Raw genomic sequence first — 25,248 nt, 5'->3', positions numbered from 1 at the left:
AATGGCTAAAACATTTGTTCTTACATTGAAAAGATCGACAATCGGCTGCACTCAAGACCAAAAAGATGCAGTTCGTTGCCTTGGATTGAAAAAGATCCGTCACTCAGTTGAAGTGAAGGACTCTGCAGCGATCCGTGGAAATATTATGAAAATTCAACATCTAGTTGATGTTGTAGTGAAGGGGTAATCATGAGCTTGCTTAAAACATTGGCACCAGCTTCTGGTTCGAAACACAGCCCAAAAAGAATCGGTCGTGGTATCGGTTCTGGTATGGGAGGCACTGCGACAAAAGGTCACAAAGGTCAGTTGGCTCGTACTGGTGGTAAAGTACGTCGTGGTTTCGAGGGTGGTCAAACACCTTTGCACCGTCGTCTTCCTAAGTTCGGCTTCAGCAACGTCGCATTTGCTAACAACTTTGAGATTGTTAATATCGGACAACTTGCTAAATTTTCTGGAGAAGTAACTCCTGAAACTCTACACGCTGCTGGACTTGTATCTGGTGGTGCGGTTAAGATTTTGGGAAATGGTGAGCTTAAAGCAGCTTTGACTGTAAAGGCTCATAAATTTTCAGAAAGCGCTAAGAAAGCTATTGAAGCTGCTGGCGGCAAAGTCGAGGTATTAAAATAGTGTCTGCAATTGAGAGCATCGCAAAGAATTCGGATCTTCGTAAACGCATCTTGTTCACTTTGGCGCTGTTGGCGATTTATAGAATTGGCGTGCACGTTCCTACACCAGGCGTGGATGGAACTGCTGTCCTTTCTTTCTTCCAAGCACAGAGCCGAGGAATCTTTGGTTTGTTTAACACCTTTACGGGTGGTGCTCTCTCCCAATTCAGTATTTTTGCATTGGGTATTATGCCGTACATCTCGTCGTCGATCATTTTTCAACTTTTGACTTCTGCGATTCCATACTTGGAAGCGTTGAAAAAAGAAGGTGAACAAGGTCGACGCAAAATCAATCAATATACTCGTTACGCAACAGTCGCTTTGGCGATCGTTCAAGGTTACGGTATCTCTACTTGGTTGATGAACTCTGCAAGTCCCGATGGACGTCCTTTGGTGATCTCTCCAATCGTGGCTTTCCTTCCGTTCCAAATCATGACAATCATCACTTTAACTGCTGGTACATGCTTTATCATGTGGTTGGGTGAGCAAATTACTGAGCGCGGTATCGGTAACGGTACTTCACTTATCATCTTCACTGGTATCGCTGCTGCGATCCCTGGTGGTGCTCAGCAATTGTGGGAACTTGTTAAGAACAACGAAATGCAACCAATCTTTGCATTGCTTCTAGTTCTTGGCATGGTCGCTGTTATTGCAGCTGTTATCTATATGGAAGTGGCGCAACGTCGTATCACAGTTCAGTACTCTCAAAGAGCTGCTGGCGGTACAGGCATGCAGGCAATGCAAACGCCAACAAGCCATTTGCCAATCAAAATCAACTTCTCAGGCGTTATCCCGCCAATCTTCGCTTCATCTCTTTTGATGTTCCCAGCGACGATGGCTCAATTCGTTAACGTTCCTTGGTTGAAAGCGCTTCAAGACTCTTTGAATCCTTCAGGCACGATCTTCAATATCTTGTTCGTTGCATTGATCGTATTCTTCGCTTTCTTCTACACCGAAATCGTATTTAATCCGAACGACGTAGCTGACAACTTGAAAAAGTACGGCGGTTTCGTTCCAGGTGTTCGTGCTGGTAAAAGCACAGCTGATTACATCCAAAAAGTACTTGAGCGCGTAAACGTTCTTGGATGTATCTATCTTTCCGTAGTTTGTATTATGCCAGGTATCCTAACAACTATGTTCAACTTGCCATTCCATTTCGGTGGAACAAGCTTGCTCATCCTTGTTGGTGTTGCTTTGGATACGGCCCAACAAATTCAATCCCACCTGATCACTCAAAAATATGAGGGTTTCTTGAAGGGTGCGAAAATCCGTAGCAGAAGGGTTCAATTTTAATGAACTTGATCCTGTTTGGAGCCCCAGGGGCAGGCAAAGGAACTCAATCATCTCTTTTGATTGAGCGACACGGAATGACTCAGATCAGCACGGGAGACCTCTTCCGCGCTGCCATCAAGGGTCAGACTGATCTGGGCAAAAAAGCTCAAGAGTACATGGATAAAGGTCAACTTGTGCCAGATAGCATCGTTATCGGCATGGTTGAAGAGGTTCTTGCGAAAGGCCTTAAAAGCTTCATCCTCGACGGTTTTCCAAGAACTGTCGCTCAAGCAGAGGCTCTTGAGGAATTACTTAAGAAAATGAATATCTCTATTGGAAAAGCCATCTTTTTGGAAGTACCAATGGGGATTTTGATGGATCGCTTGACGGGACGTCGAGTATGCAAAAGTTGCGGCACTGTCTACCATGTAGCCAGTAAGCCTCCCAAGATGGAAGGCAAGTGTGATGTTTGCGGTGGCGAAGTTGTTCAAAGGAACGACGATAAAGCGGACGTGATTGAAACGCGTTTGAAGACCTACCATGAATTCACAAGCCCTTTAAAAGAGTTTTATAAAAAATCAGGCAAATACGTAGAAGTGGACGGTAATAGAGACACCGAAGAAGTCTACAAAGAGATCGATAAAATAATAAAATAGACGGCTGTATTATTTTTATCTCTAGACTTTAAGGTTTTTCGGTGTTAGCGTGCCGGACCGCGTTCGTTTTTTTGCTGAGATTACGCCTGTATAAGGCGATTTAAGTATGGGAAAACATTATGAAAGTAAGACCATCGGTTAAAGCGATTTGTAATAAATGTAAAGTTATCAAAAGAAAAGGCGTCATTCGCGTTATTTGCGAAAACCCTAAACATAAGCAAAGGCAGGGCTAATCATGGCACGTATCCTTGGTGTCGACTTACCTAGAAATAAACGAGTTGAAATTGCTTTGACGTACATCTACGGCATTGGTCGCCCTCGTGCGGCTATGATCTGCAAACAAGTAGGTATTCCTCATGAGTTGAGAACTGAAGGTTTGACAGACGAGCACATTGCTAAAATCCGTTCAATCGTGGAGCAAAGCTTCAAAGTTGAAGGTGATTTGCGTCGTGAAATCGGGCAATCAATCAAGCGCCTTATGGATTTGAACTGCTTTAGAGGTATCCGCCACAGAAAAGGTCTTCCTGTTCGTGGTCAAAACACTCGTTCTAATGCAAGAACTCGTAAGGGTCCTAAAAAGACGGTCGCTAACAAGAAAAAGGCCGTGTAAAGGGTAACTCATGAATACAGATAAAAAAGTAGTTGCTAAGAAAAAAGTTAAAAGAAACGTTCCGCAAGGAAACTGCTATATCTCAGCTGGATTTGGTAATGTTATCGTAACGATGACTGACCCAACTGGTGCTACTGTGTCTTGGTCCTCTGCAGGACACCTAGGTTTCAAAGGAAGCCGTAAAGGTACACCATTCGCTGCTCAAGTCGCGGCAGAAGACGCAGCGAAAAAAGCTATGGAAGCAGGCATGAAATCTGTGGACGTTTATCTTAAAGGACCAGGCGCTGGACGTGAGCCTGCTATCCGTGCACTAGCTGCAACTGGAATGAGAATCTTGTCTCTTAAAGACGTGACTCCAGTTCCACATAACGGATGCCGTCCACCTAAGCGTAGAAGAATTTAATAGAGGAGATTACCTGTGAGCTGCGTAAACGAGAGCGTTTGTAAGCTTTGCCGTCGCGAAAACGTAAAACTTTTCTTGAAAGGTGACCGTTGTTTCACTGATAAGTGCTCTTTCGAAAGAAGACCTTATCCACCAGGACAACACGGTCAATCCCGTTTGAAGTTTTCTGAATTTGCACTTCAATTGCGTGAAAAACAAAAAACTAAAAGATATTACGGTGTTTCTGAGAAACAATTCGTAAAATATGTAAAAGAAGCTTCCCGTTCAAAAGAATTGACGGGTACTGCGCTTCTTAAATTCCTCGAGATGAGACTAGATAACGTTGTGTACACTTTGGGTTACGCAAGTTCTCGTCGCGAAGCAAGACAGCTTGTGAAACACAACCATTTCTTGTTGAATGGTAAGAGAGCTAACATTCCAAGCATTCTTGTTTCTAAAGGCGACGTTATTCAAGTTGCTGAAGGAAGCCGTGAAATGGCGAAAGTTGCTATTGCGATCCAAGGGGTTGCAAGACGTACTGTGCCAGCTTGGCTTGAAGCAGATCATGCGAAATTCACTGGAACTGTTAAAGATCTTCCAAATCGTGAAGAAGTAACAGTGGCAGTTGAAGAGAACATGATTGTTGAATACTACTCAAGATAATTTTTCACCTCTCGGGGGAGCTATGCAAGAGCATTATTATAAGTTTTGGAGAGAAATGATCAAACCAAAGGGATTTGAGGTTGATCGTGATTCTCTTCGTGATGACTACGCAAAATTCATTATCCGTCCCCTTGAAAGAGGCTTCGGAGTTACTCTTGGTAACTCTTTGAGAAGAATTCTTTTGAGTTCAATGATGGGTTCTGCTGTTACAGCAGTTAAGTTTGAAGGCGTGTTGCACGAGTTCACTACGATCCCAGATGTTCTTGAAGATGTTACTGACATCATTTTGAACCTCAAGGAAGTTCGTTTTAAACAATACACTGCAGATGCTTTGACTTTGAAGATCTCTAAAAAAGGTCCAGGCAAAGTAACTGCAGCTGACATCCAAGTTTCTGATAAGGTCGAAGTTTTGAACCCAGACCATCACATCGCTACTTTGGGTGCAAACGCAACTTTCAACGCTGAAATCATCGTTGGTTTCGGTCGTGGTTACGTTCCTGTAGAAAACAGAGAAACTGATCTTCCAGTTGGCTTCATCGGCGTTGACGCTCTTTACAGCCCAATCCGTAAAGTTAACTACACAGTATCAAATGCACGTGTTGGTCAAAGAACTGACTACGATGCTTTGACTTTGGAAGTTTGGACTGATGGTTCATTGAAACCAGAAGAGTCTGTTGCTCTTTCATCAAAAATCATGAAAGAACAATTGCAAATCTTCTTAACTTTCGATGAAAGCATGGAGCCAGCAGAAGAAACACGCGAAATCGGATCTCCAACATTGAACGAGAACTTGTTCCGTTCTGTTGACGATCTTGAGCTTTCTGTTCGTTCTGCGAACTGCTTGAAAAACGCTAACATTCGCTACATTGGTGAGTTGGTTGTTCGTTCTGAAGCTGAAATGCTTAAAACTAAGAACTTTGGCCGTAAGTCTTTGAATGAAATCAAAGAAATCTTGGGCGAAATGGGCTTGGGTCTTGGAATGAAAATCGATGGATGGCCTCCGCAAGGATGGGATCCAAACCAGCCTCCACAAAAAAGAGAAACTCAACAGTAATTGTTGAGTTCTCACCCCTGAAACCATAAGGATTCAGGCAATAAAAGTAAGGTCCTCGTCAAGAGGACCTTCTATCGTGCTGATACCTGATACGGTCAGCCCGTTGAACGGAGAATAAAATGAGTTCACACAGAAGAAGAGTAAAACATTTCGATCGTAAATCTGGCCCACGTAAAGCTTTGTTGAGAGGTCTTGTGACTTCTTTGATCGAGCACGGCCGTATCACTACAACTGTTGACCGTGCTAAAGAAGTACGTCGTCACGTTGAAAAAGCAATCACTCTTGGTAAAAAAGGTGATTTGGCTACGATCCGTTTGTTGATGTCTCGTTACCCAAATAAGGAAGCTGTTCAAACTATCGTGAAGGACCTTGCTCCTCGCTTTAAAACACGTCCTGGTGGTTACACTCGCATCATCAAAATCGGTCGTCGCCCAGGTGACACTGCTGAGATGGCGTTCCTTGAATTTGTAGACTACGATTTCGAAGCTGCTTCTGCTCAACCAGAAGAAAAAGCTGACAAAAAAGCTGCTAAAACTGAAAAAGCAGCTAAACCTGCAGCGAAAGCTAAAAAAGCATCTACTAAACTAGTAGCTGCTAAAAAGAAATCTGTTAAAAAGACTCAAAAGAAAGCAAGAGCAGCAGCTCGCGCATAATTTGAGTTTCTAAAAATAGAAGCTTCTAAAAAGGGACTCATTTGAGTCCCTTTTTTTATTTGATGAGCTATATTGCGTGGCTCTCTGCTTGCGCCTCTGACCAAGCAATCCTACAACAATAATTGGATATGCATCTTTGTGGAGGTTTCAGTGAAACAACATATTAAGGCCGCTATTATCGTTGTCATTTTGGGTGTTGTAGGTGTTTGGGCCTTCCAACAGTACATGGCTTCAACAATGCATACGCCTTCTGGAAGTGTGCAAAGCTTAGCGCAGATGGAAAAAGAAGGCGTTCCTAATTTCACGTTTAAGGATTTCTCCGGAAACTCGTCAGAGTTGAGCGCGCTCAAAGGCAAAGTTGTCATTTTAAATTTCTGGGCTTCTTGGTGTTCTCCGTGCGTGGAAGAAGTTCCTTCTTTGATCAAACTCGTGAAAGAGTTTAAAGGCGACGTGAAGTTGGTTGCGATTTCCGGCGACAGCCGTAAGGAAGATATCGAAGTTTTCTTAAAGTCTTTCCCGGAGCTTCAGCACGCGGATATTCAAATTGTTTGGGATGAAGATCGCAGCTTGATGAAACGTTTCGAAGTTTCGCGTTTGCCAGAATCTTTAGTACTTGGGAAAGATCAAAAGGTCGTGAAAAAGCTTGTTGGCTCTATTGATTGGTACAACAAAGACTCTATCGAATATATGAAAACGCTTCTTGCGAAGTAGCCTTTCGTTCGCAGCCATCTCGACTGTTTGCCTAGAAAGAAATTGAAATGCTAAAAACGATTTTGTTGAGTCTGTTTATTGTGGTTCCGGCATTGTCGGCGATTCCTCAGGACCTTGTTGGGACTTGGGTTCAGCCGTGTAAGCAGAAGGCTGTAAGAACCGAAGTCTTTTCTGAAGAGACGGCGAGTCTGACGGAAGTTTATTATCTTGATAACAACTGCTCACAACCATTGATAGCATTTCAAAACGACGGTGAAGTTGTGGCGAGCGCGGGAGAAATGGATTTCCGTTTCACTCGAGTGGCAATGACATTGTTCCATTCGGACTTCGTTGATGACTACAATGCTCGTGCTGTTTGTGGGTTCACTGATTGGCAATTGGGAGTAGAAAAAGAGATTACGGCACTTCCTTGTGCCCTCTTTACAGCTAAACCTACTCAAACTCCGAGAGCAGGGGATATGCGCTACGGAATTTATATGATCCAGGCCAATCGCCTTTATTTCGGCAAAATGACAATGCAAAGAAATGCATTGTCTCCGGAAAAACGCCCGAACGAATTTGATATCCGTTTCTACGTTCGTCAGTAGTACCTGCTTCTTATCCTCTTGCTTGAACCAGGTACTTTATCCGAACGAAAATAACCTGGTACCTTTTCAACACGAAAGAAAGCAGGTACCTATTGGCAATCGTAAACGAGATCGATCTTCGTTCCTTCGATCAGTGATTGGCTGAACTTCAAAACTTTTTTGTCGACCTTGAAATTTGTTACGGACTTGCCGTTGATCTTGATCTTCATTGTTGCAGGATCGGGAAGGCAACGTAAAGCCAGTTGGTTCAGTGAGTTCACGATCTTGTCTTTGAAGGTGTTCAAGCTTCCGTTGTAATCGGCATCACAAACGCTTCCGACGCCACCCTCAGTGAGTTGTGACATCTCCGAATACACATAGCCTGCGTGGCTTGGTGATGCGTTTTCGTCTTGTTTGGCTTCGCAGGATTTATCTCCTGGCTTCACGATAATCGAGTTAAAAGTAAAACGAATGTCGTTACCAAAAATATTTTTTGAATGTGCAATCAAGTTTGCAGGTATGTCTTCGGTTTCGAGGGGTTTGCAACTGTCAGCGGCATCATTTGATTTGATCAGGCTGCAGTTGCCGCCGACCGAGCGTTCGTCTTCATCGGAAATTGCGATCACAGAGAGGGCGGCGCCGGCGCGATAACAACCGTGGCTGCTGCCAGAGTCTGGATTGCCGAGCGTGAAGTTTTCGTAGGTTGCCTTAATCGCTCGTTCGTCACCGGATGTTGAACCACCGATTTCAACTTGGCTGATCGTATCGTTAAAGATGGTGTCCAGGTTTGCCGATCCTTTTTTTAGAAGATAGACTGGTGTGCCAGCCTGTGGAGAATAATTTTTCCAAGCAAGAGGTTGTCCCCAGGCTCCGCTTACTGAGCGAGTCACCGTTAAGCACATCTGCCAATCGATATCGCTGGATTCAATCGAATTCATAAATGACGACATTCTCGCCGCAAGTTTTTTTAATTCAGGCAGCATGGAGTTCGAATCATCCAATACGATCAGAAAGTCGACTTGTTTGTTTCCCGCAGCGACGATCTCTGTGTACGCCTGAGTTTTAGGTGCCACGAGTGAAGAGTCAGGAAGAGGACTCGGAGTAAAACTGACCTGCGAACAAGCCGTGCAAAGAGTAAGAACCGAACACGTTACAAATATTTTCTTAACTTCGATTATTGTTTTCATACCCACCTCATCGTCAGCCTAGCAATTTTCTCCAGGACTTTTAAATGGGTGAAAAGTGAATGCGAGGTAAATTGATGGATTGAAGCTGGGGTCCTGGAAATGAAGTTGACGGAAAAATTCGAAAGCGGAAATTTGAAAATAAAATTTTTCGAAAGTGGAAATAAATTTTTCAGATGGCGGGAAATCCGCGAGGAGAGCTAGTTCCAAGGAACTGTCGAAGTTAACGACAAAACCAAAAATATCAAGCTCTGCCGGGACCAGGAAGGCCTATCTGACTGCCGCGATGGCAGTCAGATTCTGGCGCTAGAGAGTTCAACGTTGTTGTTAGAAACCCAATTTCTTTTTTAGTTCATCGACGGCTTTTTTACCTTCTTCTTCAAGCTTCTTTTTGCCTTGGTTTTCGGCGTCTTTTTGAGCAAGTTTGATTTTGTCTTCAGCTTGCTTTTTCTGTCCGTCAAGTTGAGCTTGAGCCTTCTTCACCTCAGTGTCGATTTGGCCTTTGAGTTTATTCATCTCGCCATCAACTTGAGCTTTCAGTTTGCCAATCTCTTGGTCGATATAAGCTTGAACCTTTTTCTTCGCTTCATCGATCTTCGCTTGGATTTGTTTTTCAAAACCTTTTTGCAGTTCTAGTCCCAAGTTCGAATTCACTGACAAGTCGATGCCAGGAAGCGTTCCGCTGCCAGTCACATCCAAAGTTACCAGCGGAATACCGGCAAACACAGCCTTCAAGATCTCATCCGCAATATTGTTTTTTGCGTTGATCGCATAGTCGATCTGCGAGAAGCGATTATTAAAATTCAATGTCAAATCTTTAAGACCAACCAATTTACCATTGATATCAAGACTGCCCACGGCTTTTTGGAAAGCAATTTTCACTTCGTCTGATTGAACGAGGTCTTTGCCTTCAAGTGGGTAAGCGCCGACTTTCAAAAGATAATCAATCACGCTGTCAGGTTTGCGATTGTCTAAAACTAGTTTCAGCAAAACACCGGCGATCTGATTTGCAGGGAAGTCCCCGGCGATGCTTGCCACTGTTGGTTTGCCGATAAGTTTTTGATTGGACGTGATATCCAAGATCTCGCCTTTGATATTCCCAGAGTTTGGCGAAAGGCCAGCCTGAGAACTGACGCCTGTGCGCTTGATCCAAAATAAAGGATAAGAGTTCGGGCGGCCGAATTCATATGTCACACCGACTTCACGTGGGTGTGGTTGAATCGGAATATCATCAGGATCTTGAGTCTTTTTATGCACCAAATTTGGTGGCAGATATTTTTCTGCAAGAGCCTTGTAACGATTGAACTTCGCACGATAAGGAGCGAGATAGCGTTGGAATACCGCCATTGTTAGGGCTTTGGCATCTAGCTTTGGAATACGGAAGTGAGTTTCCAACGTTTTAATGTCGGTTTTGATTTGGGTGTCGATAGCTTTGTATTGAGTTTCAAGACCTTTTAAGTCGGTTTGCAACTCGGTCGCCACAGATTGAACCTGTTTGTATTTGGCATCGCCTTCTTTAACGACTTTATCGAGTTCCTGAAGCGAAGCCTGCAGTTCTTGAACGTTTTTAAAATCTTTGTATTTGATTTTGTTTAAACGATCACCCAGTGCTTGAATATCTTTCGCCTGTGGAAGAGTTTTAATTTTCTCATCCCATTTCTTTTGCTGGCCTTTCAGTTCGGCATCGAACTTTTCAAGCATAGCTTTAGAAGGCAAAGTTTGTGCAAGCTTATCTAACTGCGCTTGGGCATCTGTTCCACCCAGCATCGCAATCACGTCAGTTAAAACGTTATCGCCGAATTGGCTTTCAGCTTGGTTTAAAACATTCTCTTTTAGTTTCGCTGCTTGTTTGTCAGCAAAGCCTGGTTCATTCGATGGGGGTTCCGGCGGTGCAACTTTACCTGGGTATTTTCTCTTTACTCCGAATTCAATTTGCTCGACAGCGGCTTCGTTGATCACGACTTTCGCGCGAAGAAGGGCATCCCATAGCATTGAGAATCGGATGTCGCCAATTTTAAGGGAGTCATGAGTTGGTTTTTCCGCATCGGTGATTTCGATATCTTCGATATTCAGACTGGCTTTAAAGAAGCTGGTCTCTAATTTCCCGATATTCACTTCCGCACCGATGGCCTTGTAGCCAGCCCATTCCATACCTTTACGCAGGTGAGTGTCGAAGAAGAAATGGAAGTACAAACCGATGATCAAGCACACGATCGTAAATGGAATAATGGCTTCCCAGCGGATCGGGCCTTTGACTTTTACTTTTTTTGCAGGAGTTTGATTTTGTTCCGTCATGTTGCCAATCCTTAGCCGTAAAGTTTGTCGTAAGTGCAGTACCAGTTATAAAGCTTCGTTGCTGTAAAGGCCTTCCAGTATTTTGTGCCTTTAAAACGCGCCACCACTGTGGCTCTGTATTTCAAAATCATGGCGCGGAATGCGAAGAACGCAAACGGCAAGAGTAAGAAAGAAACCAGCATTGAACCCATCACGATGCTGTTGTTAAAACGAGTCATCGGAAACAACGGAATATTGTACAACGTTGTAAAGAGCGGACGAAGAGCTTCCGTTTCCAGAGTGGCTTTGCCGATCACATGCGCTGGATAGTCGAATAAGAAAGCGACAAATTTAAAAAAGAAAGCAGACAAGAAAGCCGCGCCAACTTGCACGCGAAATACGAAGATAATGAGTAAGACTAAAAATGTTTGCAGAGAGATAAAAGGCGCAAAACCTAGAATCAGTCCCAGCGCTAAACCCGATGCCAGCTGATTGGTGCCGGTATCCGAATTCAGGAGTTTTAAAAAGTTGAAAATCTGCTTCAGCAGTAACGTCATGTTGGCTCCTCTTCCCCAATGGAATGAATACAAGTTTAGAAAGAGGAGGGCTTGGGCGCAAGTGGCCGGTGGTATACGTTGGATTAAAATGCGTGGCGGCATTCAGAGGAAACCCTTGTAATGACATGGATAGAACTTGTGGAGAACACGCCTTTTTGGCATTTTAGAGTCATGTTAAGAAATACTCTGGTTGAGCGCATTGTTGATTCTATGAGATTGGGTGGTCGTTTGATTTTCCTACGGGAACAAGCGCCCACTGAATTGCAAAATATTTTAAAAATCTTGTCTCAGCATGCCGGTGTATTTCCTTTTGTCGTATTATCGGAAAAACAGATTCGTACGCAGGTTATGCAAACGCAAGCCGGTGATATGCTCGCAGTCTTTGTTTCACAAACAGCTCTCTTTGAAGATTTAGGTGCTCTCATACAGGGGCAACGCCTGACAGAGGGGCTGGAACATTTTTCGGAAGAACAGTTTTGGCTGGATTTGCAAAAGGCCCTTAATGAGGCGGCACCGCTGACTCGTTTTTCGGAAAGCTTTTCTGCTCCGTGTTTGTTTTTAGATCGAGACGACGTCGTTGTTAAAAATGTGCCTTACAATCGAGATCCCCAGCAAGTCGTGCTCATGCCCGGAATTGTGGAGCTGATCAATCGCGCGCACGCCGCTTCTTATTGGGTTGCACTTGTCACCAATCAGTCGGGATTGGGACGTGGTTGGATTTCTTGGTCGGAGTATCAAAAGGTCCATCAACAAATGTTGAATCTGCTCGCGGCCCAAGGAGCTTGGATTGATGAGTGTGTTTGGGCTTCTTATTATGAGCAGCCGGGCGTTGATGAGGGACGTTTGTTTGCAAACCTGCGCAAGCCTGAGGGCGGTATGTTCCAGCTTGTCGGCGACAAATTAAGAGTGAATTTCGCGAAGTCGATAATGGTTGGCGATAGTGCCACAGATTTAGTTGCGGCTCACTGGGTGAAAATTCCGAATCTCTATCTTTTGAATTCAGATAAATTAGATAAAGAAGCCAGTGCGCTTAATGAGTTTCAAAAGACTCGCACGGACTTTACTTTCAAAACAATTCAAAATTTTTCTGAAGTTAAGCTTTAACAGGCACGTGGCTTTTGCGACGGAGATAGAAAAAGGCTCCAGCAAGACTGACGACGAAGCTTCCCACTTGGTAGGCCGTAATTGCGGTCGGCCCTACTTCTGTCTCTCTTCCGATATACAAATTGAACAAGAAGTAAAATGCAGCCTGGCCAACACCAATGCCCGCTGGCGAAATGGGAATAGCCGTGGCCATAAATCCAAGTGGCGCCACTAGGAAGAATGTTTTTAGCGGAGCCTCATGGAAGCCGGCTGCAGTCGCGGCAAGGAATAAGAACAAAATCGCGCTTGTTTGTGAAAGCAAACTCAGGCTCAAAACTCCCGCAAGGCGGAGTTTATCATTACCATAAAGATGCATGCTTTCATAAAGCTTCATAAGTTTTTCAGAAAGAGGCAGAGATTCGAGGCCTTTTTTCAGAACGCCAGATTTATAAAGTTGCGGCGAAAATACCAATGCCAAGGCTATAACGAAGGCTACAAAAAGAGCCAAAATAAACCAGAACAAAGTGTGTAGAGCAGGCACCGTGAGAATGTGTTTGAAATCGTAAAGCATCACGGCCAAAGCCATAAAGACCATGGCAAAAAGTCCCAGCACGCGATCCATCAAAACACTTGTGACGGCCACGACTTTGTTGCCGGGGTTGTCGTGATAAAAATAATAAGCTTTGATTACGTCACCGCCGACGCCGCCGGGCATCGCAAAGTTAAAGAAAATACCAATCAGGCTGAGCTTAAATACTTCCCAAGGGCCGGATTTAATTCCTTGTGAAGAAATAAGCAGGCGCCAACGTTCGCTGCCCAAGAAAAGGTTCAGAGTCACAAGTAAAAAGCCTAAAGCAGCAAAACCTGGAGTGAGAAGGCTTTTAAGAGCATTAAAATTGAGTTTTCCCGACTGAATCAGCCAAAAAATAATGCCCGCAGCGAGCGCAATTTTGAGGGACTGAATCAGAAGCTTTTTCGTGTGTCGAACCATGGCCCATTCATACTTGAAATTGGCCCGGAACTCTACCGCAATTCGTTATGACGAAATGAGCCATGCGGCGAGTAAAACTACGCAAGGGAAAGGGTTTCGTTGTAGATTAATCCCTTATTTTGGAGGTTCTTTTGATCCCTGTAATTCTATCTGGTGGAAGTGGCACGCGTCTTTGGCCGGTATCTCGTCAGCACTTGCCTAAGCAGTTCTGTGAGATTTTTGGAAAGCCCTTGCAAACGTTGACCGTAGAAAGATGTCGTAAAATGGGGAGCCCTTGGATTGTGACGGGTAAAGCTCTTCAGACTTTGACTGAGTTGAACCTTAAACAAAACAACGTCACCAATGCGACCGTGGTTTATGAACCCTTTGGACGTAACACAGCTCCAGCGATTGCGGTGCTCTGTCATCTTTTAGCGCTTAAAGGGCAAGAACAAGAAATCGTTGGAATCTTTCCTTCGGATCATTTGATCACCCAAGAAGAAACATTTTTAAATGTTGTGAATTTCGCAAGCCAAGTTGCTGAGGGCAATAAAGTCGTCACGTTGGGAATCACACCCTCTTACCCAGAAACAGGTTATGGTTATATCCAAACTCGCAACGTGAGTTTGAAAGAAAGCGGGACTTTGCGTGCTTATTCCGTAGTGAAGTTTCACGAGAAGCCATCATTAGACCGTGCGAAAGAATTTCTTTCGCAAGGAAGCTTTAGCTGGAATGCGGGTATCTTTGTTTTTAAAGTTTCTCATATGATAGCGCTCTTTAAGCAGCATCAACCTGAAATGTGGAATTTGGTTTCTACTTTAAAAGCTGACAGCAGCAATTTGGAAGAAATCTATTCCAAAGTGCAAAGCATTTCGATCGACTACGCGATCATGGAAAAACTGACAGGTGAAGAATTGGCGTGCATTCCATCTGAATTTGGCTGGAATGACGTGGGCTCGTGGGATGCAGTCGCTAGCCTCCAAAAAGGCCACGACGTGATCAACGTGAAGTCGCAGGGGAATTTCGTTTTCGGCGAGCCTGAAAAAAATTATTCCATGATTGGTTTGGACGACGTTCTGGTGATCGATACCAAAGATGCTTTGATGTTGGTTAAAAAAGAGCATTCTCAAGACGTGCGCCATGTGGTGGAAGCTTTGACTCAGCAAAAGTCAAAACTCGTGAAAGAACATCCTTACGAATATCGTCCATGGGGCTACTTTGAGATTTTAAAAGACACCGAGCATTTTAAATCAAAAGTGATTCGCGTGAATCCTCAATCGCAGATCTCTTATCAATCACATGCAAAACGTGAAGAGCATTGGACTATCACACGTGGTACGGGTGAAGTGGTTTTGAATGATGAAGTGATCCCAGTGAAAGCGGGAACTCATATCCATATTCCATTGGGTGCGAAACATCGCATTCGCAACAACACGAATGAGATGCTTGAATTTGTCGAAGTACAATTAGGATCTTATTTCGGCGAAGACGATATCGTCCGCTATCAAGACGACTATAAAAGATCTTAAAATTCTTAAAAGTTAGAAAGCTTGGTGAATGAATCTTAATTGATTCATTCATTTTACCTATTGCCGATGGGAAACTCGGTCGCCTAGATTGCCTCACTTGTAAAACAACAAACAGTGAGGTGATTGTGAAACTTTACCTGAAAGTACCGATCTTATTGTTCGTGGCTTTGAATGTCGCGATGATGATCACGGCAGGGCTCCCAGACAAAAGCGAAGTCGGCCGAAGATTTTTACGCCTAATAAGTCCTTATCAATCTTTTTTTGCTCTTGATCAGAACTGGAGCATGTTTGCCCCCAATCCCTCGTCTACAAACTCTTATGTCGAAGCGGTGATTCGTTTCACCGACGGTTCGACTGAACGTTGGACTTTTCCGCGTGCTTCACAAATATCTTCGGTAGATCGTTTCACCGCGGGTGAACGCTTTCGCAAGTTCAGCCAAGAAGGACTTCGTCCTGTCGATAAGAAAAAAGATGTCTGGCAGAACCTCGGGCAATTTATCGAACGCGATGTTGTGAAACTTGAGTCGTTCGGTAAAAAACGCACGCTGGAAAAGCTCGAGTTTTATCGATACTCGAACAAAATCAAGGACCCGGCAAAAGTTTTTGTGAATCATGGAGTTCTGAGTAAGCAATTTGATAGTGAAATGATCTATGAATATCGTCCGGCAGCTCAAGGAGTGAAAAATGACAATCAGAGAAACGGCTAAGGCCATTGATACGTTCTTTTTTAAGCCGCAACCTGTGAATAGCGTCGCTTTGATGCGAATTTTATTGGGAGTGGTATTGTTCATTCACTGGTTTACGATTTGGAGTCACCTAGAAATTTTCTGGGGCCCTGAAGGCATTGTTTCTTTGCAGACTTCGTGGGAGAGGACAGCTGATTTCAGAATCAATATTTTTGCATTTCTTCCCGATGATCCCAGAACATCTCAATTATTGGCGCTCTTGCACTTAGGGGGAGTTATCGGAATGATTTTTGGGTTTTTTACGCGCACCTCGATTGCGATCGCGTTTTTTACCCTGGTTTCGTTTCATTCGCGGAATCATTTTATTTTAAATAGTGCGGATGTGATTATGCGAAATATGCTGTTCTTTTTGTTTTTCACTCACTCAAATGATTTGTATTCGCTCGATGCTTGGATTCGTCGGGCACGAGGTGTGCAAACTCCAAAAGAACGAGCACCTTGGGCATTGCGACTGATTCAAATTCAGTTTTGCGTAATTTATATCGCTACGGTGATGTACAAAATGAAGGGGGCCTATTGGGCCGAGGGCACTGCGATCTATTATGCTACTCGTTTGGATGAATTTGTGCGCATTGCTGTTCCTCTTTTGAATTATATGTTTGTGATCAAAATGCTGACTTGGTCGACTTTGATTGTGGAGTTTGCTCTGGGCACATTTGTTTGGATCAAGGAGCTTCGCTATTGGATTTTGTTGGCCGGAGTAGGGTTGCACCTAGGGATCGAAGTGACGATGAATATTCCGCTCTTTGAGTGGATTATGATTGTGTCGATGATGTGCATGGTGGATTCGTATGATCTTGAAAAAATCAGCGTGTGGATCCGTGAAAAAGTGCGGGCTTTTGTTCTCTCCATTCGCTTCAGAGAAACAGATCTCGTAAAGACTCGTTAGTGCAATTTAACAGATTGATATTTCGCGAAAAAACCAAGGCGGCATCGTCTTGGTTTTTTATTTTTCAGAGTGAAAAACAATATTCATAAAAACTTGGTAATTAAAGCGGAATTAAAAGACTGAAACTTTCAAAATTTCAACTATCAAAAGGTAATTTGCTCACCTAATCCTTTGCACACCGAAAAAAGGTGGAAATTAAAAACAAAATTTTATTTGGAGGACAAATGTTTTTTCCAGTTAGGAGAGCACTGCTCGTAACTGGTATTTCTGCGTTTGCTTTGAATGCACCTGCGCAAAGCTCAAGCGGATATACAGGGACAGTTACTTACAAGCAGCAGTCTGTAGGGGGAATGGAAAAAGGCGGCCATGGTGGCGACCGCGGACATGGCGGTGGTAAAGATCATGGAGGTGGTAAACACCACGGCGGTGGTAAGGGCGGTGGCAAAGGTGGTCATGGTGGAGGCCACGGAGGAAGTCATGGCGGAGGCAAACCACGCGGTGATGATGGTTGGGGTCACGACAGTGGTCACAGCGATGGTTATGATGATGGACACGGTGGCGGGCATGGCGGTGGCCACGGCGGTGGAAAACCTCACAAGCCACATAAGCCGCACAAACCTCATCCAGGTAAACCACACAAACCTGATTGCGATACTGACGGATATCCTTCAACCGACGGATACCCTTCCACGGACGGCTATCCGACAACAGGATACCCTTCGACAAATGATGGTTATCCTTCAACGAACGACGGTTACCCTTCGACAAATGACGGTTATCCTTCAACGAACGATGGCTACCCTTCGACGAACGACGGTTACCCTTCAACAAATGACGGCTATCCTTCGACGAATGACGGTTATCCTTCAACAAATGACAATGGACCAACCACAACCGATAATGGCCCGTCAACCAATGACAACGGACCATCTACGAATGACACCGGTCCTTCGACGAATAATGAAGTAACAGTCGACACGAGCAGCACAAGTACTGATGTTCCTCAAGAAACTTCCACTTCTTCAGCGACAGAAGAAACGACGAGCTCTGCTTCTGAAGAAAGTACTTCAAGCACAAGTGAAACTTCCAGCACAACAGGTCGTGGTGAAGACAAAGAAGAGAAAAACAAGTTGAGACATAAGTTGAAACCTCTCTTCCATCTGCGCTTTGACTACGGTAACTACATCGTCAACTTGACTCCGCAATTCAAAACTCCAGAGCCAGCCGCTGCGACATTGGTTCAATACAAAGACCAAGCTCGCACAGATGCACTCGTTTATGGCGACTACTCCGGTGGTTTCCAGAAAACTGTGTACGGCAGTTTGGAAGTCGGTATCGGCGTGCAAATGCGTTGGTGGTTTGAAAATGCCACGGGCATTCGCAATGACTGGTGGGGATATGTTGGTATTCTTCCAATCGTAGGTAAGGACACAGAGTCGACTCGCTATGTGAGCACACTCAGTAAGGCTTACGATATGGGCGGACGTTGGCAGGTTCCTGAATCTGCAAGCGATCTGGACAAATGGGACTCTGGCGACAGCATCACGTACCTCAGTCACGGTGGTATCATCTTCATGGGCGGAACGGGATTCGGTCCAGTGGGAATTGGCGCTTCGAAACTCGCACGCGGCTCTTGGGAAACATATGTAGAGAAAGTCGGCGGGGATAAAGCGTACGTGAAAGTGACTCGTGGTAAATTGAGTAGCTTCTCGGCGTTTACAAATGTCGCAATCCTGAATTTGTCAGTGAACGAGTTTAAATACTCGGATGACGGATTCTCTTATTTGTTTGATTTGACAACGGATACTGGAAGAAAAGCTTACGAAGATATGATTCGCGGTAACGTGGCAGCTTCAGAGATGATCGCTTCGCGTAAACCATCGAACTATGTGGAGTTGGCACCAGTCACGAAAGTTGAAACTTTCCGAACTGTTTCTACGGGTAAAGTTGTTGCCAAAGGTTTCTCAATCCCAATCATCTGGGATAAATCGTACAGCAAAGGTCGCGTTCAATCGTTCACGTCTTCAAATCTGTACATTGACCGCAACACGGCACAAGTGCACTACGGTATCTATAACGATTCCGAAGACACTCGTTTCTGGACGATCCATAAAGAGAAAGACTTTATGTTCTACGGCGCTCGTTACTCAGTTGAGAACTGGGATACAAAAGAGCGTATGGAGAGCATGTTCGGTACTTACTCTTACGCATTCAAACACGAGCGTAGTAACGGAGAACGTTTGCGTGATGGCATCCGCGAACTTGTACACCGCACAGGCTATCGTGGTTTGATGGTGGATGTTCCAGATCGTGATTTGGGTTACACAGGTATTGAGTTCAACGTGAACTTCGATGAAGAGCACACAATGCGCTTGATGTCGGCCGCTCAAAACATGAGTCAAAGTGCGTTTATCAGAACAGCAACGGATCGTTGCGATAGCTCTGGTACATCTCACAGCATGGGCAAAATGTACTCGTCACTGAGAACGATGTACAGCAACATGAACTCTAATCCGAAGGCATTCGCAGCGGCTTACGGTCGATTTGGTGAAGGTATGGCGAACAACCGTTGTACATTCCAAGCGGCTCTGAACCTTGCGGGTCCTGGCGTGACAATCGAGTACCTCATCGAAGGTACAAAAATCTCTATGTACTCTCGTACATGGATGACAAATGGTAATGGATCTTGGGTGCCTTCTCCTTACGGAGCGATGTACAAAGGACTTCCATTCGAACCACAAACTCGTCACTCACGTGTGCGTGGTATGATTATCGGAAATTCAGATGCGGGATCAGGTGTCCCAATGATGACTCCGGTACAGTTCTAATCCTAAATTAGAATTGAAAATATGAAGCCGCTGATCGAAAGGTCAGCGGCTTTTTTTGCTCTAGGGCGGGGATTTGGAGGGAGTTTTTAAACTCTCTCCAAATTTTGCTAGATAAAAAAAGGCAGTGGTTGTCTGATAGGTCGGTGCAAATTTAAACGCTTTAGAGCTATTTAGGATTCCCTTCTGGGACAACGATCTAAAGAAAATCTAGAAACCTCAATAGTGTTCAGCGCACGATTTTAACATCGCCATTGAATCGTCCTAATTCAGTCCAAAGTAGCGTCGCAATTCCACCGACAATAAGTACTACAATTCATTCTCCAAAAGCTGGGGGGCTGGCCTTGAGTCGTAAATAGGAAAAGCTACTACAGCGCCTTGATATACTGCTGAGCGCTCTTCTTTGGAACTCAACTGACTTAAATCGTGGCGCAGCTTACGAATGAGATCTTTTGCTTTCGGAAAGTCTTCTGAATTAAGACGAAATGTAAAAGCTTGCATCTCTCTTTCAGTCAGAGGCAAATCAAAAGCACCGGCGGCCATTTCAAAAGTTTTTTGATAGTAGCCATGACATGATGAACTTCTTTGGCCCGACGGTAAAGTGATAGGCCCCTCAAAAATTCGTATTAACGTGCCATCATCTTGCCGCTGAATAAGATGATGGAAAGAAAGCAAAGCAATCGAATCGTGGATCTCTTTCAGCGAAAAGGCATTTTGGAGAATTGCTTGAATTTTCTCAGACGTCATGAGGCCTGGCAGCCCACACAAATTCAGAATTAACGTGTGTATCGGCGTACTAAAAAAATATTCCGGAGCGTAGAACACTTGAGGAGAGGTGTTACTTAATGAAACACCTTGTTCAGTAGCTTTTAGTTTAGAATCCAGGTTGGCCCGCTCTGACTCAGTCATATCCAAGCTGGCTTTAAGCTTTTTTATTTGGGCAGCGCTCATTTTTCGATGTCCTTTCAAAACATGTCGAAAAGTAATTCGAGATTTTATTCCGAAGGATTTCGACCAACCTTTAACCTTCTCTCCACCCAAGACCTCTTTCAAAAACTGACTGTACGAACTCATAAACTGCGGGACCGTCTTGAATGTAAATATCGATGGAATTAAGCGCATTTTGCTTCCTGTACAAAAGTTATACACAGAATTGTATCTGAATACCTCTCCTACTGCGACCGGGCTATGGTCTAGATATTGAAGACTTAATAAGTAAAGTAAGAATGCACCGCTTTCGCAGCTGCCTCTGCTTTAAAAAACAAATTTTTAAACAGGAGTTTTTATGAAGAAAATATTTTTTCTATTGCCAGCTGTTTTCGTATGTATGAGTGCACTTGCCTCAGGCGATGGCCCTAGCAACAACAGTCACCGGATTGAAAAGGCTATTAAGAACGGGCAAGCCACGATTCAAAGCCCTACCTGTCATGTTAGCTCTTTTTTCAATATGATTTCTGCCGGCTACACAAACGACTTTATCCATTCTGGCAGAAATAGTCGTGACTGGACTAACCAATCCCGATTCGGCAGTCTCCTTCAAGCTCAGGTCACCCCTGTGACCGAAGAGAATAGTAATCAGTCTACTTTTGATAAAATCATTAGACAACGACTAGAAAAAAATGGTTTTAAATTTGACGAAAGGACTTCCAACGTTTTTATGCGCGATGGAGATGATGTGAACTCTCTTGAAATCGTATTGACAGTCGATAAAGACGTCGAAACTTATAACGGCTTGGGAGATTCTTTTACGAAGTCATACTACTCAGTTGTTATTGCTAGGCAAATTAAGAATGGAAAAGTTGAAGATGTCTACAGCTACGGAACTAGATCAAAGGTCTTCAAAAAATCGATTTTTATCCCAACAACAAACAAAGCAATAGCTTCTCACTTTGATGCTGTCGTTGAAGCGGTTCTTTCGAACTTGCCTTCTTGTAAGCAGAAGTAAGTTTCTCAAAAACAAATTAACGGAGATTTTATGAAAAAATTTATGATCAGATTATTTGCGACGCTAGCTCTATTTTCATCCCTCTTTTCCGCAACAGTTTTTGCTGAAGAACAGCAGATCCTCGACAGCCGCGGGTACGAAGCCTTTCACGTTGAAGGGTTAAAAAAACTTGCTGAAGGCAGTTCTGGATTTATCTTTACACAAACACATTCATTCTACCAATTGAGTTCAGGCAACCTCTGTTACGCGACGAACGATTCAAAACTTTGCTATGAACTCAATTGCCCGACCCAAGGGCTTGATAATAAATTGGGTATCATGTGCCAAGCTAAGATGAACAGCCAATTTCTTATTATCTTCCATGATGAACCTAGAAATATGAAGAACGGTTTTGAGACGACCGTGAAAACAATTACCGGAATCCGTAGGTTGGATAAAGAATTTAGCGTTAAAATCGAAAAGAACTAAGAAATACAAAGCAGGTTTGGCTTGCGATAGTAGTGACCCAACCCTAGTTTCTTATCCAAAATATTTATAGAAACGCACTGACTTTAGAAAAATCAGTGCGTTTTTTATTTTGTTGAGAAGAACTTAAAGAGAGTATTCGATCAGCAGGCTTTCGCTCATCAGGTCGCCGACTGAAAGGGCCAATTGACGGGCGTGGAGTTCCCAGTCTTCGGGGCCACCGGTTTTTAGTTTTCCTAAGAGTGCTTGGAAGCCTTTCCATTTTTCTGCGAAGGCTGGAACTTTTTGTGCTTCGCATGTGCTGAAGTATTCAATCAACACTGGCAAGGCTTGTTCTTTTTCGAATGCTCTTAACATATCAAGTGAAAGAACATTTGTGGTGCCTTCCCAAATCGAAAACACTTGGCCATCGCGAAGTAAACGCGGCAGACCTGTGTCTTCCACATAACCTGCGCCACCGAACATCTCGACAACCTCAGATGAAATGTTGATCGCTTTTTTTGCTGTGTAGAGTTTTAGAACTGGAGTCAGCGCGCGGAGCAAGATTCTTTCGCTGGCGGAGATTTCTCCGACTTCTTCTTTGCCTAGTAAGTGCGCGACAAAGAAGCTCATCGCAAAACAGCGGCGGAAGTCTTCTTCAAGAACACGTAGAGTTTCTTTGTGAAGAGGGTGATCCTTCAAAAGTTTGCCGAAAGCTTTACGTTTGCTTGAATAGTCTTGAGCTAAATCCAAAGCGCGGCGCATGTGACCGATTGCGCAGATTGAATTGTAGATACGTGTGATGTTCAAGACACTTGCAATACGTTTTACACCTTCGCCTTCAGCGCCGATCATACGGGCTGGAGTGCCATTGAGATTCAACTCTGCTGTTGGCAGAGCTTTTGTTCCCAATTTGTCTTTCAGGCGATGGATTTGGATATGATTCAGATGATTTTTCTTATCACGAAGCTCAAGATAAAACAGACTCAAACCTTTTGATCCTGCAGGAGCGCCTGCAGGACGCGCAAGGGTCAAAGCAATTTGTGAAGTTGTCGCAGATGTAAACCATTTCGTTCCGTGCAGAGCATGAGTTGCACCAAATTCAGAAGCTTCTTTGTAAGGACTTGCATCCGTTGAAGTTCCGCTCACATCAGAACCACCGGTTCTTTCTGTCATCCACTGTCCCGCTGTCCAGAAAGTTGCAGGATCACGGCTTAACAAATGCGGAAGCGCACGCGCTTTTAATTCCTGAGGCGCATAAAGTTCTAATGCACGAGCAGCTCCATCTGTCATCGCAAGTGGGCAAGAGAAGATCGCAGAACTTGGTGAGTACAAATACAACAAAGCCATTTGATAAATACGGGAAAAGGCTCCGTGCTGACGATCATAAGCTGTGGCAACGATGCCTTCTTCAGCTGCGGCTTTTTCAAGATTTTTCCATCCGTCAGAAACACGAATATCATCAATGCGACGACCCCAAGGATCAAAAGGCACGTGGATTGGTGGACGGGCTTCAGCGTCCTGGGCCCAAGACCAAAGGTCAGTGGCAGCGCGATTGCCCAAATGATCCAAATGCGGGAGTGCTTTTTTCTGCACTTCCGGAGGCAAAATAGCCTTCAAAAACTTCTGAAGTGTTTCGTCATTTCTGTAGGAATTCGTGAGGCTTGGTCCCTCTTGATAAAAATTTTTCATGGTCCTAGTTTAGGCCGACAGAGTGAAGCGAACAAGAGACTTCCTTTTTTTTCGATCTTTTCTGAAATATTCCTTGCCGTTTGGTAAGGTTGACTCCTATAAGTGCCGCTCTTTCTTGGAGGGGCTGTGTCGCGTTTCGTTATTGCTTTGGCTGCAATTGCTTTGGTGTCCTGTGGAGCACCTAAATCATCTGTTTCTGGTAAAAATGGTTCTCAAATTATGGGTGGCACCGAAGTTAAAGACGGCGCGCAAATCGCAAAAAGTATCGTGGCTTTGTGGGATCGCGAAATGAAAGCGGTTTGTACAGCAACCATCATCGCGGAAAACTTCATTGTAACAGCCGCTCACTGCGCAAATAAGCCTCAACATCTTAAAGTCGTTTTCGGTGCGGAAATGGACTACTACTTGAACTCTCACGAAGACGACATCTTGCAGATGCATGTTCGTCAAGTAACAGACGTTGTTGTTCACGAGGACTACGACGAAGAACTCAACGAAAAGAAAAATACAGATCACAACGACATCGCATTAATGCGCTTTGCTGGCAAATTGCCAGAGGGTTATGAGCCTGTGACATTCCTTCCAGACGACAGCGTTTTGCAAAAGGGTGTGAGAACTTACCTTGCTGGTTACGGCGTTGATTTCGTAGATAGCCAAGAAATTGATCCAAGAAAAGTGAAGAACATCAAAAAGGCCATTGAATCTGGCGAAATTGAGTGTGACGACGATCTTCGTTACTGCGTAAAAATCACGACATCTGGTGATGGCATCTTGCGTGAGACTTCTGCGATCATCAATTTGATTGGTTTGACAGAAGTTGTTGTCGACGAATCAAAAGGTCATGGCACATGCATGGGTGACTCGGGAGGCCCGGCATTTGTGAAGTGGGAAAACGTTTATTACCTTTACGGTGTCACAAGTCGTGGCAGCCCGATGTGTGACGGGAAAGGGATTTACACGAACGCGGTGTACTTCCGCCCTTGGTTAGAACAACATATGGCAAGACTTCGCCGCTAAAGTAAAGGCTCCGAAAATACGGAGCCTTTCTTGTTTTTGCCAGTGCATTTTTTGAAATTGCACACATCTAATCGAGAGCGACTGTTAATCAACAAAGCTCCTCTGAAAAAACCGATATTTATTGTCGCGGTCTCAGACTCTTGAGAAGACTCCAAGCCTCTTGAGAGGGAGGCGGTATGTTGGATTTTTCCGTTCTGAATTCTTCGTTTTCCAATCCCACGTGGATCTCTGTTATATATGCCTTTCTATTGAGTTTTGTTTTAGGGACGGCCCTCGCCGTCGTGTACGTTAAGACCTTCCGCGGTCTGTCTTATTCACTGAACTTCCTCCATGGTCTTGTTTTGCTTCCAATCGTCATCGCTATTGCCATGCAGGCGATAGGTGACAATGTCGCTCGTGGTGTGGGGATGATTGGGGCCCTTTCTCTTTTGCGTTTTAGAACAAATGTTAAAGACCCAAGAGACATGTTTTTTATTTTTGCCTCACTCGCTGTTGGATTAGCATCGGGAGTACATGCCTATGGCATCGCGATCGTGGGGACTCTATGTTTTATTCTGGCATTGCTTGTGTTGCAGAAGTCACCTTTTGCGGCGGGACCACAGTTCGATGGTCTGTTGAGATTTAATTTACAGCGTTCAGAACAAGAACAAAGAGAAGTCGAGAGTCGTTTGAGTCATTTGTGCCGGTACTTTGCATTGGCAACAATCCGAGAAATGGCGCAAGGGGAACGTCTTGATTATTCTTACCAAATTCGCCTGAAGCCTGAAGTTTCATCAGCCGACCTGGTGCAAACATTGGGACAGGTATCGTCGGTGCGGGGCTTGAATTTTATGAATCAGGAATCCGTTATCGAGGTGTAAA

The 25,248-nt window shown here is 44.2% G+C and carries 27 protein-coding genes; 21 read left to right on the top strand and 6 right to left on the bottom strand.

Features of this window, described 5'->3' with window-relative positions:
* Position 1 precedes the first annotated feature (1 nt).
* From rpmD to ACLWOR_RS02695, 12 genes are all read left to right on the top strand, one after another.
* Positions 2–187 (top strand): 50S ribosomal protein L30, encoded by a 186-nt coding sequence (gene rpmD / locus ACLWOR_RS02750; protein WP_413939138.1) that lies wholly within the window; start codon positions 2–4, stop codon positions 185–187.
* A 2-nt stretch (positions 188–189) separates the two neighbouring features.
* Positions 190–627, top strand: a complete 438-nt coding sequence (gene rplO / locus ACLWOR_RS02745; RefSeq protein WP_413939137.1) for a 50S ribosomal protein L15 — start codon at positions 190–192, stop codon at positions 625–627.
* Positions 627–1,958 carry a preprotein translocase subunit SecY gene (gene secY / locus ACLWOR_RS02740; RefSeq protein WP_413939136.1) on the top strand — a complete coding sequence of 444 codons (1,332 nt, stop codon included), beginning with the start codon at positions 627–629 and terminating at the stop codon, positions 1,956–1,958. The genes rplO and secY overlap by 1 nt, the downstream gene beginning before the upstream one ends.
* The gene (locus tag ACLWOR_RS02735) at positions 1,958–2,593 is read left to right on the top strand and encodes an adenylate kinase (protein ID WP_413939135.1); all 636 of its coding nucleotides are present in this window, start codon (positions 1,958–1,960) and stop codon (positions 2,591–2,593) included. The genes secY and ACLWOR_RS02735 overlap by 1 nt, the downstream gene beginning before the upstream one ends.
* A 119-nt stretch (positions 2,594–2,712) precedes the next feature.
* Positions 2,713–2,826, top strand: a complete 114-nt coding sequence (rpmJ, locus tag ACLWOR_RS02730) for a 50S ribosomal protein L36 (protein WP_011165332.1) — start codon at positions 2,713–2,715, stop codon at positions 2,824–2,826.
* 2 nt (positions 2,827–2,828) lie between these two features.
* Positions 2,829–3,203 (top strand): 30S ribosomal protein S13, encoded by a 375-nt coding sequence (gene rpsM / locus ACLWOR_RS02725; protein WP_413939134.1) that lies wholly within the window; start codon positions 2,829–2,831, stop codon positions 3,201–3,203.
* A gap of 10 nt (positions 3,204–3,213) precedes the next feature.
* A complete protein-coding gene (gene rpsK, locus ACLWOR_RS02720; protein WP_413939133.1) occupies positions 3,214–3,606 on the top strand; it encodes a 30S ribosomal protein S11 in 393 nt (130 codons plus the stop codon).
* Between the two features lie 15 nt (positions 3,607–3,621).
* Positions 3,622–4,248 carry a 30S ribosomal protein S4 gene (gene rpsD / locus ACLWOR_RS02715; RefSeq protein ID WP_413939132.1) on the top strand — a complete coding sequence of 209 codons (627 nt, stop codon included), beginning with the start codon at positions 3,622–3,624 and terminating at the stop codon, positions 4,246–4,248.
* A gap of 22 nt (positions 4,249–4,270) precedes the next feature.
* Positions 4,271–5,302 (top strand): DNA-directed RNA polymerase subunit alpha, encoded by a 1,032-nt coding sequence (locus tag ACLWOR_RS02710; RefSeq protein ID WP_413939131.1) that lies wholly within the window; start codon positions 4,271–4,273, stop codon positions 5,300–5,302.
* Positions 5,303–5,421: 119 nt separating this feature from the next.
* Positions 5,422–5,955, top strand: a complete 534-nt coding sequence (gene rplQ / locus ACLWOR_RS02705) for a 50S ribosomal protein L17 (protein WP_413939130.1) — start codon at positions 5,422–5,424, stop codon at positions 5,953–5,955.
* 150 nt (positions 5,956–6,105) lie between these two features.
* Positions 6,106–6,666 (top strand): TlpA family protein disulfide reductase, encoded by a 561-nt coding sequence (locus ACLWOR_RS02700; protein WP_413939129.1) that lies wholly within the window; start codon positions 6,106–6,108, stop codon positions 6,664–6,666.
* 47 nt (positions 6,667–6,713) lie between these two features.
* Positions 6,714–7,253 (top strand): hypothetical protein, encoded by a 540-nt coding sequence (locus tag ACLWOR_RS02695; RefSeq protein ID WP_413939128.1) that lies wholly within the window; start codon positions 6,714–6,716, stop codon positions 7,251–7,253.
* 89 nt (positions 7,254–7,342) lie between these two features.
* Here ACLWOR_RS02695 and ACLWOR_RS02690 read toward each other — a convergent pair whose 3' ends face one another.
* The 3 genes from ACLWOR_RS02690 to ACLWOR_RS02680 all read right to left on the bottom strand — a co-directional run bounded on the left by ACLWOR_RS02690 (position 7,343) and on the right by ACLWOR_RS02680 (position 11,247).
* Complete coding sequence (locus ACLWOR_RS02690) at positions 7,343–8,419, bottom strand: hypothetical protein (RefSeq protein WP_413939127.1); 1,077 nt, start codon at positions 8,417–8,419, stop codon at positions 7,343–7,345.
* Between the two features lie 324 nt (positions 8,420–8,743).
* Positions 8,744–10,711 carry a TIGR03545 family protein gene (locus tag ACLWOR_RS02685; protein ID WP_413939126.1) on the bottom strand — a complete coding sequence of 656 codons (1,968 nt, stop codon included), beginning with the start codon at positions 10,709–10,711 and terminating at the stop codon, positions 8,744–8,746.
* An 11-nt stretch (positions 10,712–10,722) separates the two neighbouring features.
* Positions 10,723–11,247 carry a TIGR03546 family protein gene (locus ACLWOR_RS02680; protein ID WP_413939125.1) on the bottom strand — a complete coding sequence of 175 codons (525 nt, stop codon included), beginning with the start codon at positions 11,245–11,247 and terminating at the stop codon, positions 10,723–10,725.
* Positions 11,248–11,418: 171 nt separating this feature from the next.
* Here ACLWOR_RS02680 and ACLWOR_RS02675 point away from each other — a divergent pair, with 171 nt between their 5' ends.
* On the top strand, positions 11,419–12,351 hold the full coding sequence (locus tag ACLWOR_RS02675) for an HAD-IIIA family hydrolase (protein ID WP_413939124.1): 933 nt from the start codon (positions 11,419–11,421) through the stop codon (positions 12,349–12,351).
* Here ACLWOR_RS02675 and ACLWOR_RS02670 read toward each other — a convergent pair.
* Positions 12,341–13,321, bottom strand: coding sequence for a lysylphosphatidylglycerol synthase transmembrane domain-containing protein (locus ACLWOR_RS02670; protein WP_413939123.1), 981 nt, complete (start codon positions 13,319–13,321; stop codon positions 12,341–12,343). The genes ACLWOR_RS02675 and ACLWOR_RS02670 overlap by 11 nt on opposite strands.
* A gap of 131 nt (positions 13,322–13,452) precedes the next feature.
* Between ACLWOR_RS02670 and ACLWOR_RS02665 the strand changes: the two genes are divergently transcribed.
* From ACLWOR_RS02665 to ACLWOR_RS02650, 4 genes are all read left to right on the top strand, one after another.
* Positions 13,453–14,829 carry a mannose-1-phosphate guanylyltransferase/mannose-6-phosphate isomerase gene (locus ACLWOR_RS02665; protein WP_413939122.1) on the top strand — a complete coding sequence of 459 codons (1,377 nt, stop codon included), beginning with the start codon at positions 13,453–13,455 and terminating at the stop codon, positions 14,827–14,829.
* Between the two features lie 125 nt (positions 14,830–14,954).
* Positions 14,955–15,536, top strand: a complete 582-nt coding sequence (locus ACLWOR_RS02660) for a hypothetical protein (protein ID WP_413939121.1) — start codon at positions 14,955–14,957, stop codon at positions 15,534–15,536.
* On the top strand, positions 15,514–16,464 hold the full coding sequence (locus ACLWOR_RS02655) for an HTTM domain-containing protein (protein WP_413939120.1): 951 nt from the start codon (positions 15,514–15,516) through the stop codon (positions 16,462–16,464). The genes ACLWOR_RS02660 and ACLWOR_RS02655 overlap by 23 nt, the downstream gene beginning before the upstream one ends.
* Before the next feature lie 224 nt (positions 16,465–16,688).
* On the top strand, positions 16,689–19,292 hold the full coding sequence (locus ACLWOR_RS02650; protein WP_413939119.1) for a hypothetical protein: 2,604 nt from the start codon (positions 16,689–16,691) through the stop codon (positions 19,290–19,292).
* 306 nt (positions 19,293–19,598) lie between these two features.
* Here the strand turns inward: ACLWOR_RS02650 and ACLWOR_RS02645 are convergent, their stop codons facing one another.
* The gene (locus tag ACLWOR_RS02645) at positions 19,599–20,411 is read right to left on the bottom strand and encodes a TIGR02147 family protein (RefSeq protein ID WP_413939118.1); all 813 of its coding nucleotides are present in this window, start codon (positions 20,409–20,411) and stop codon (positions 19,599–19,601) included.
* A gap of 163 nt (positions 20,412–20,574) precedes the next feature.
* On the opposite strand from ACLWOR_RS02645, the gene ACLWOR_RS02640 reads away from it, so the two are divergent.
* On the top strand, positions 20,575–21,234 hold the full coding sequence (locus ACLWOR_RS02640) for a hypothetical protein (protein ID WP_413939117.1): 660 nt from the start codon (positions 20,575–20,577) through the stop codon (positions 21,232–21,234).
* Between the two features lie 30 nt (positions 21,235–21,264).
* A complete protein-coding gene (locus ACLWOR_RS02635; protein WP_413939116.1) occupies positions 21,265–21,702 on the top strand; it encodes a hypothetical protein in 438 nt (145 codons plus the stop codon).
* 123 nt (positions 21,703–21,825) lie between these two features.
* Here the strand turns inward: ACLWOR_RS02635 and ACLWOR_RS02630 are convergent, their stop codons facing one another.
* Positions 21,826–23,370 (bottom strand): acyl-CoA dehydrogenase family protein, encoded by a 1,545-nt coding sequence (locus ACLWOR_RS02630; RefSeq protein WP_413939115.1) that lies wholly within the window; start codon positions 23,368–23,370, stop codon positions 21,826–21,828.
* A gap of 126 nt (positions 23,371–23,496) precedes the next feature.
* Between ACLWOR_RS02630 and ACLWOR_RS02625 the strand changes: the two genes are divergently transcribed.
* Both ACLWOR_RS02625 and ACLWOR_RS02620 read left to right on the top strand, forming a co-directional pair.
* Positions 23,497–24,387, top strand: a complete 891-nt coding sequence (locus ACLWOR_RS02625) for a S1 family peptidase (protein ID WP_413939114.1) — start codon at positions 23,497–23,499, stop codon at positions 24,385–24,387.
* A gap of 176 nt (positions 24,388–24,563) precedes the next feature.
* A complete protein-coding gene (locus ACLWOR_RS02620; RefSeq protein WP_413939113.1) occupies positions 24,564–25,247 on the top strand; it encodes a DUF4956 domain-containing protein in 684 nt (227 codons plus the stop codon).
* The last annotated feature ends 1 nt before the right edge of the window (position 25,248 follow it).

Source organism: Bdellovibrio sp. HCB2-146 (assembly GCF_047345725.1).
In the GTDB taxonomy this organism is placed as follows: domain Bacteria; phylum Bdellovibrionota; class Bdellovibrionia; order Bdellovibrionales; family Bdellovibrionaceae; genus Bdellovibrio.
The sequence above is the reverse complement of the archived record's forward strand: the minus strand, read 5'-3'. Positions and strand labels throughout refer to the sequence as shown.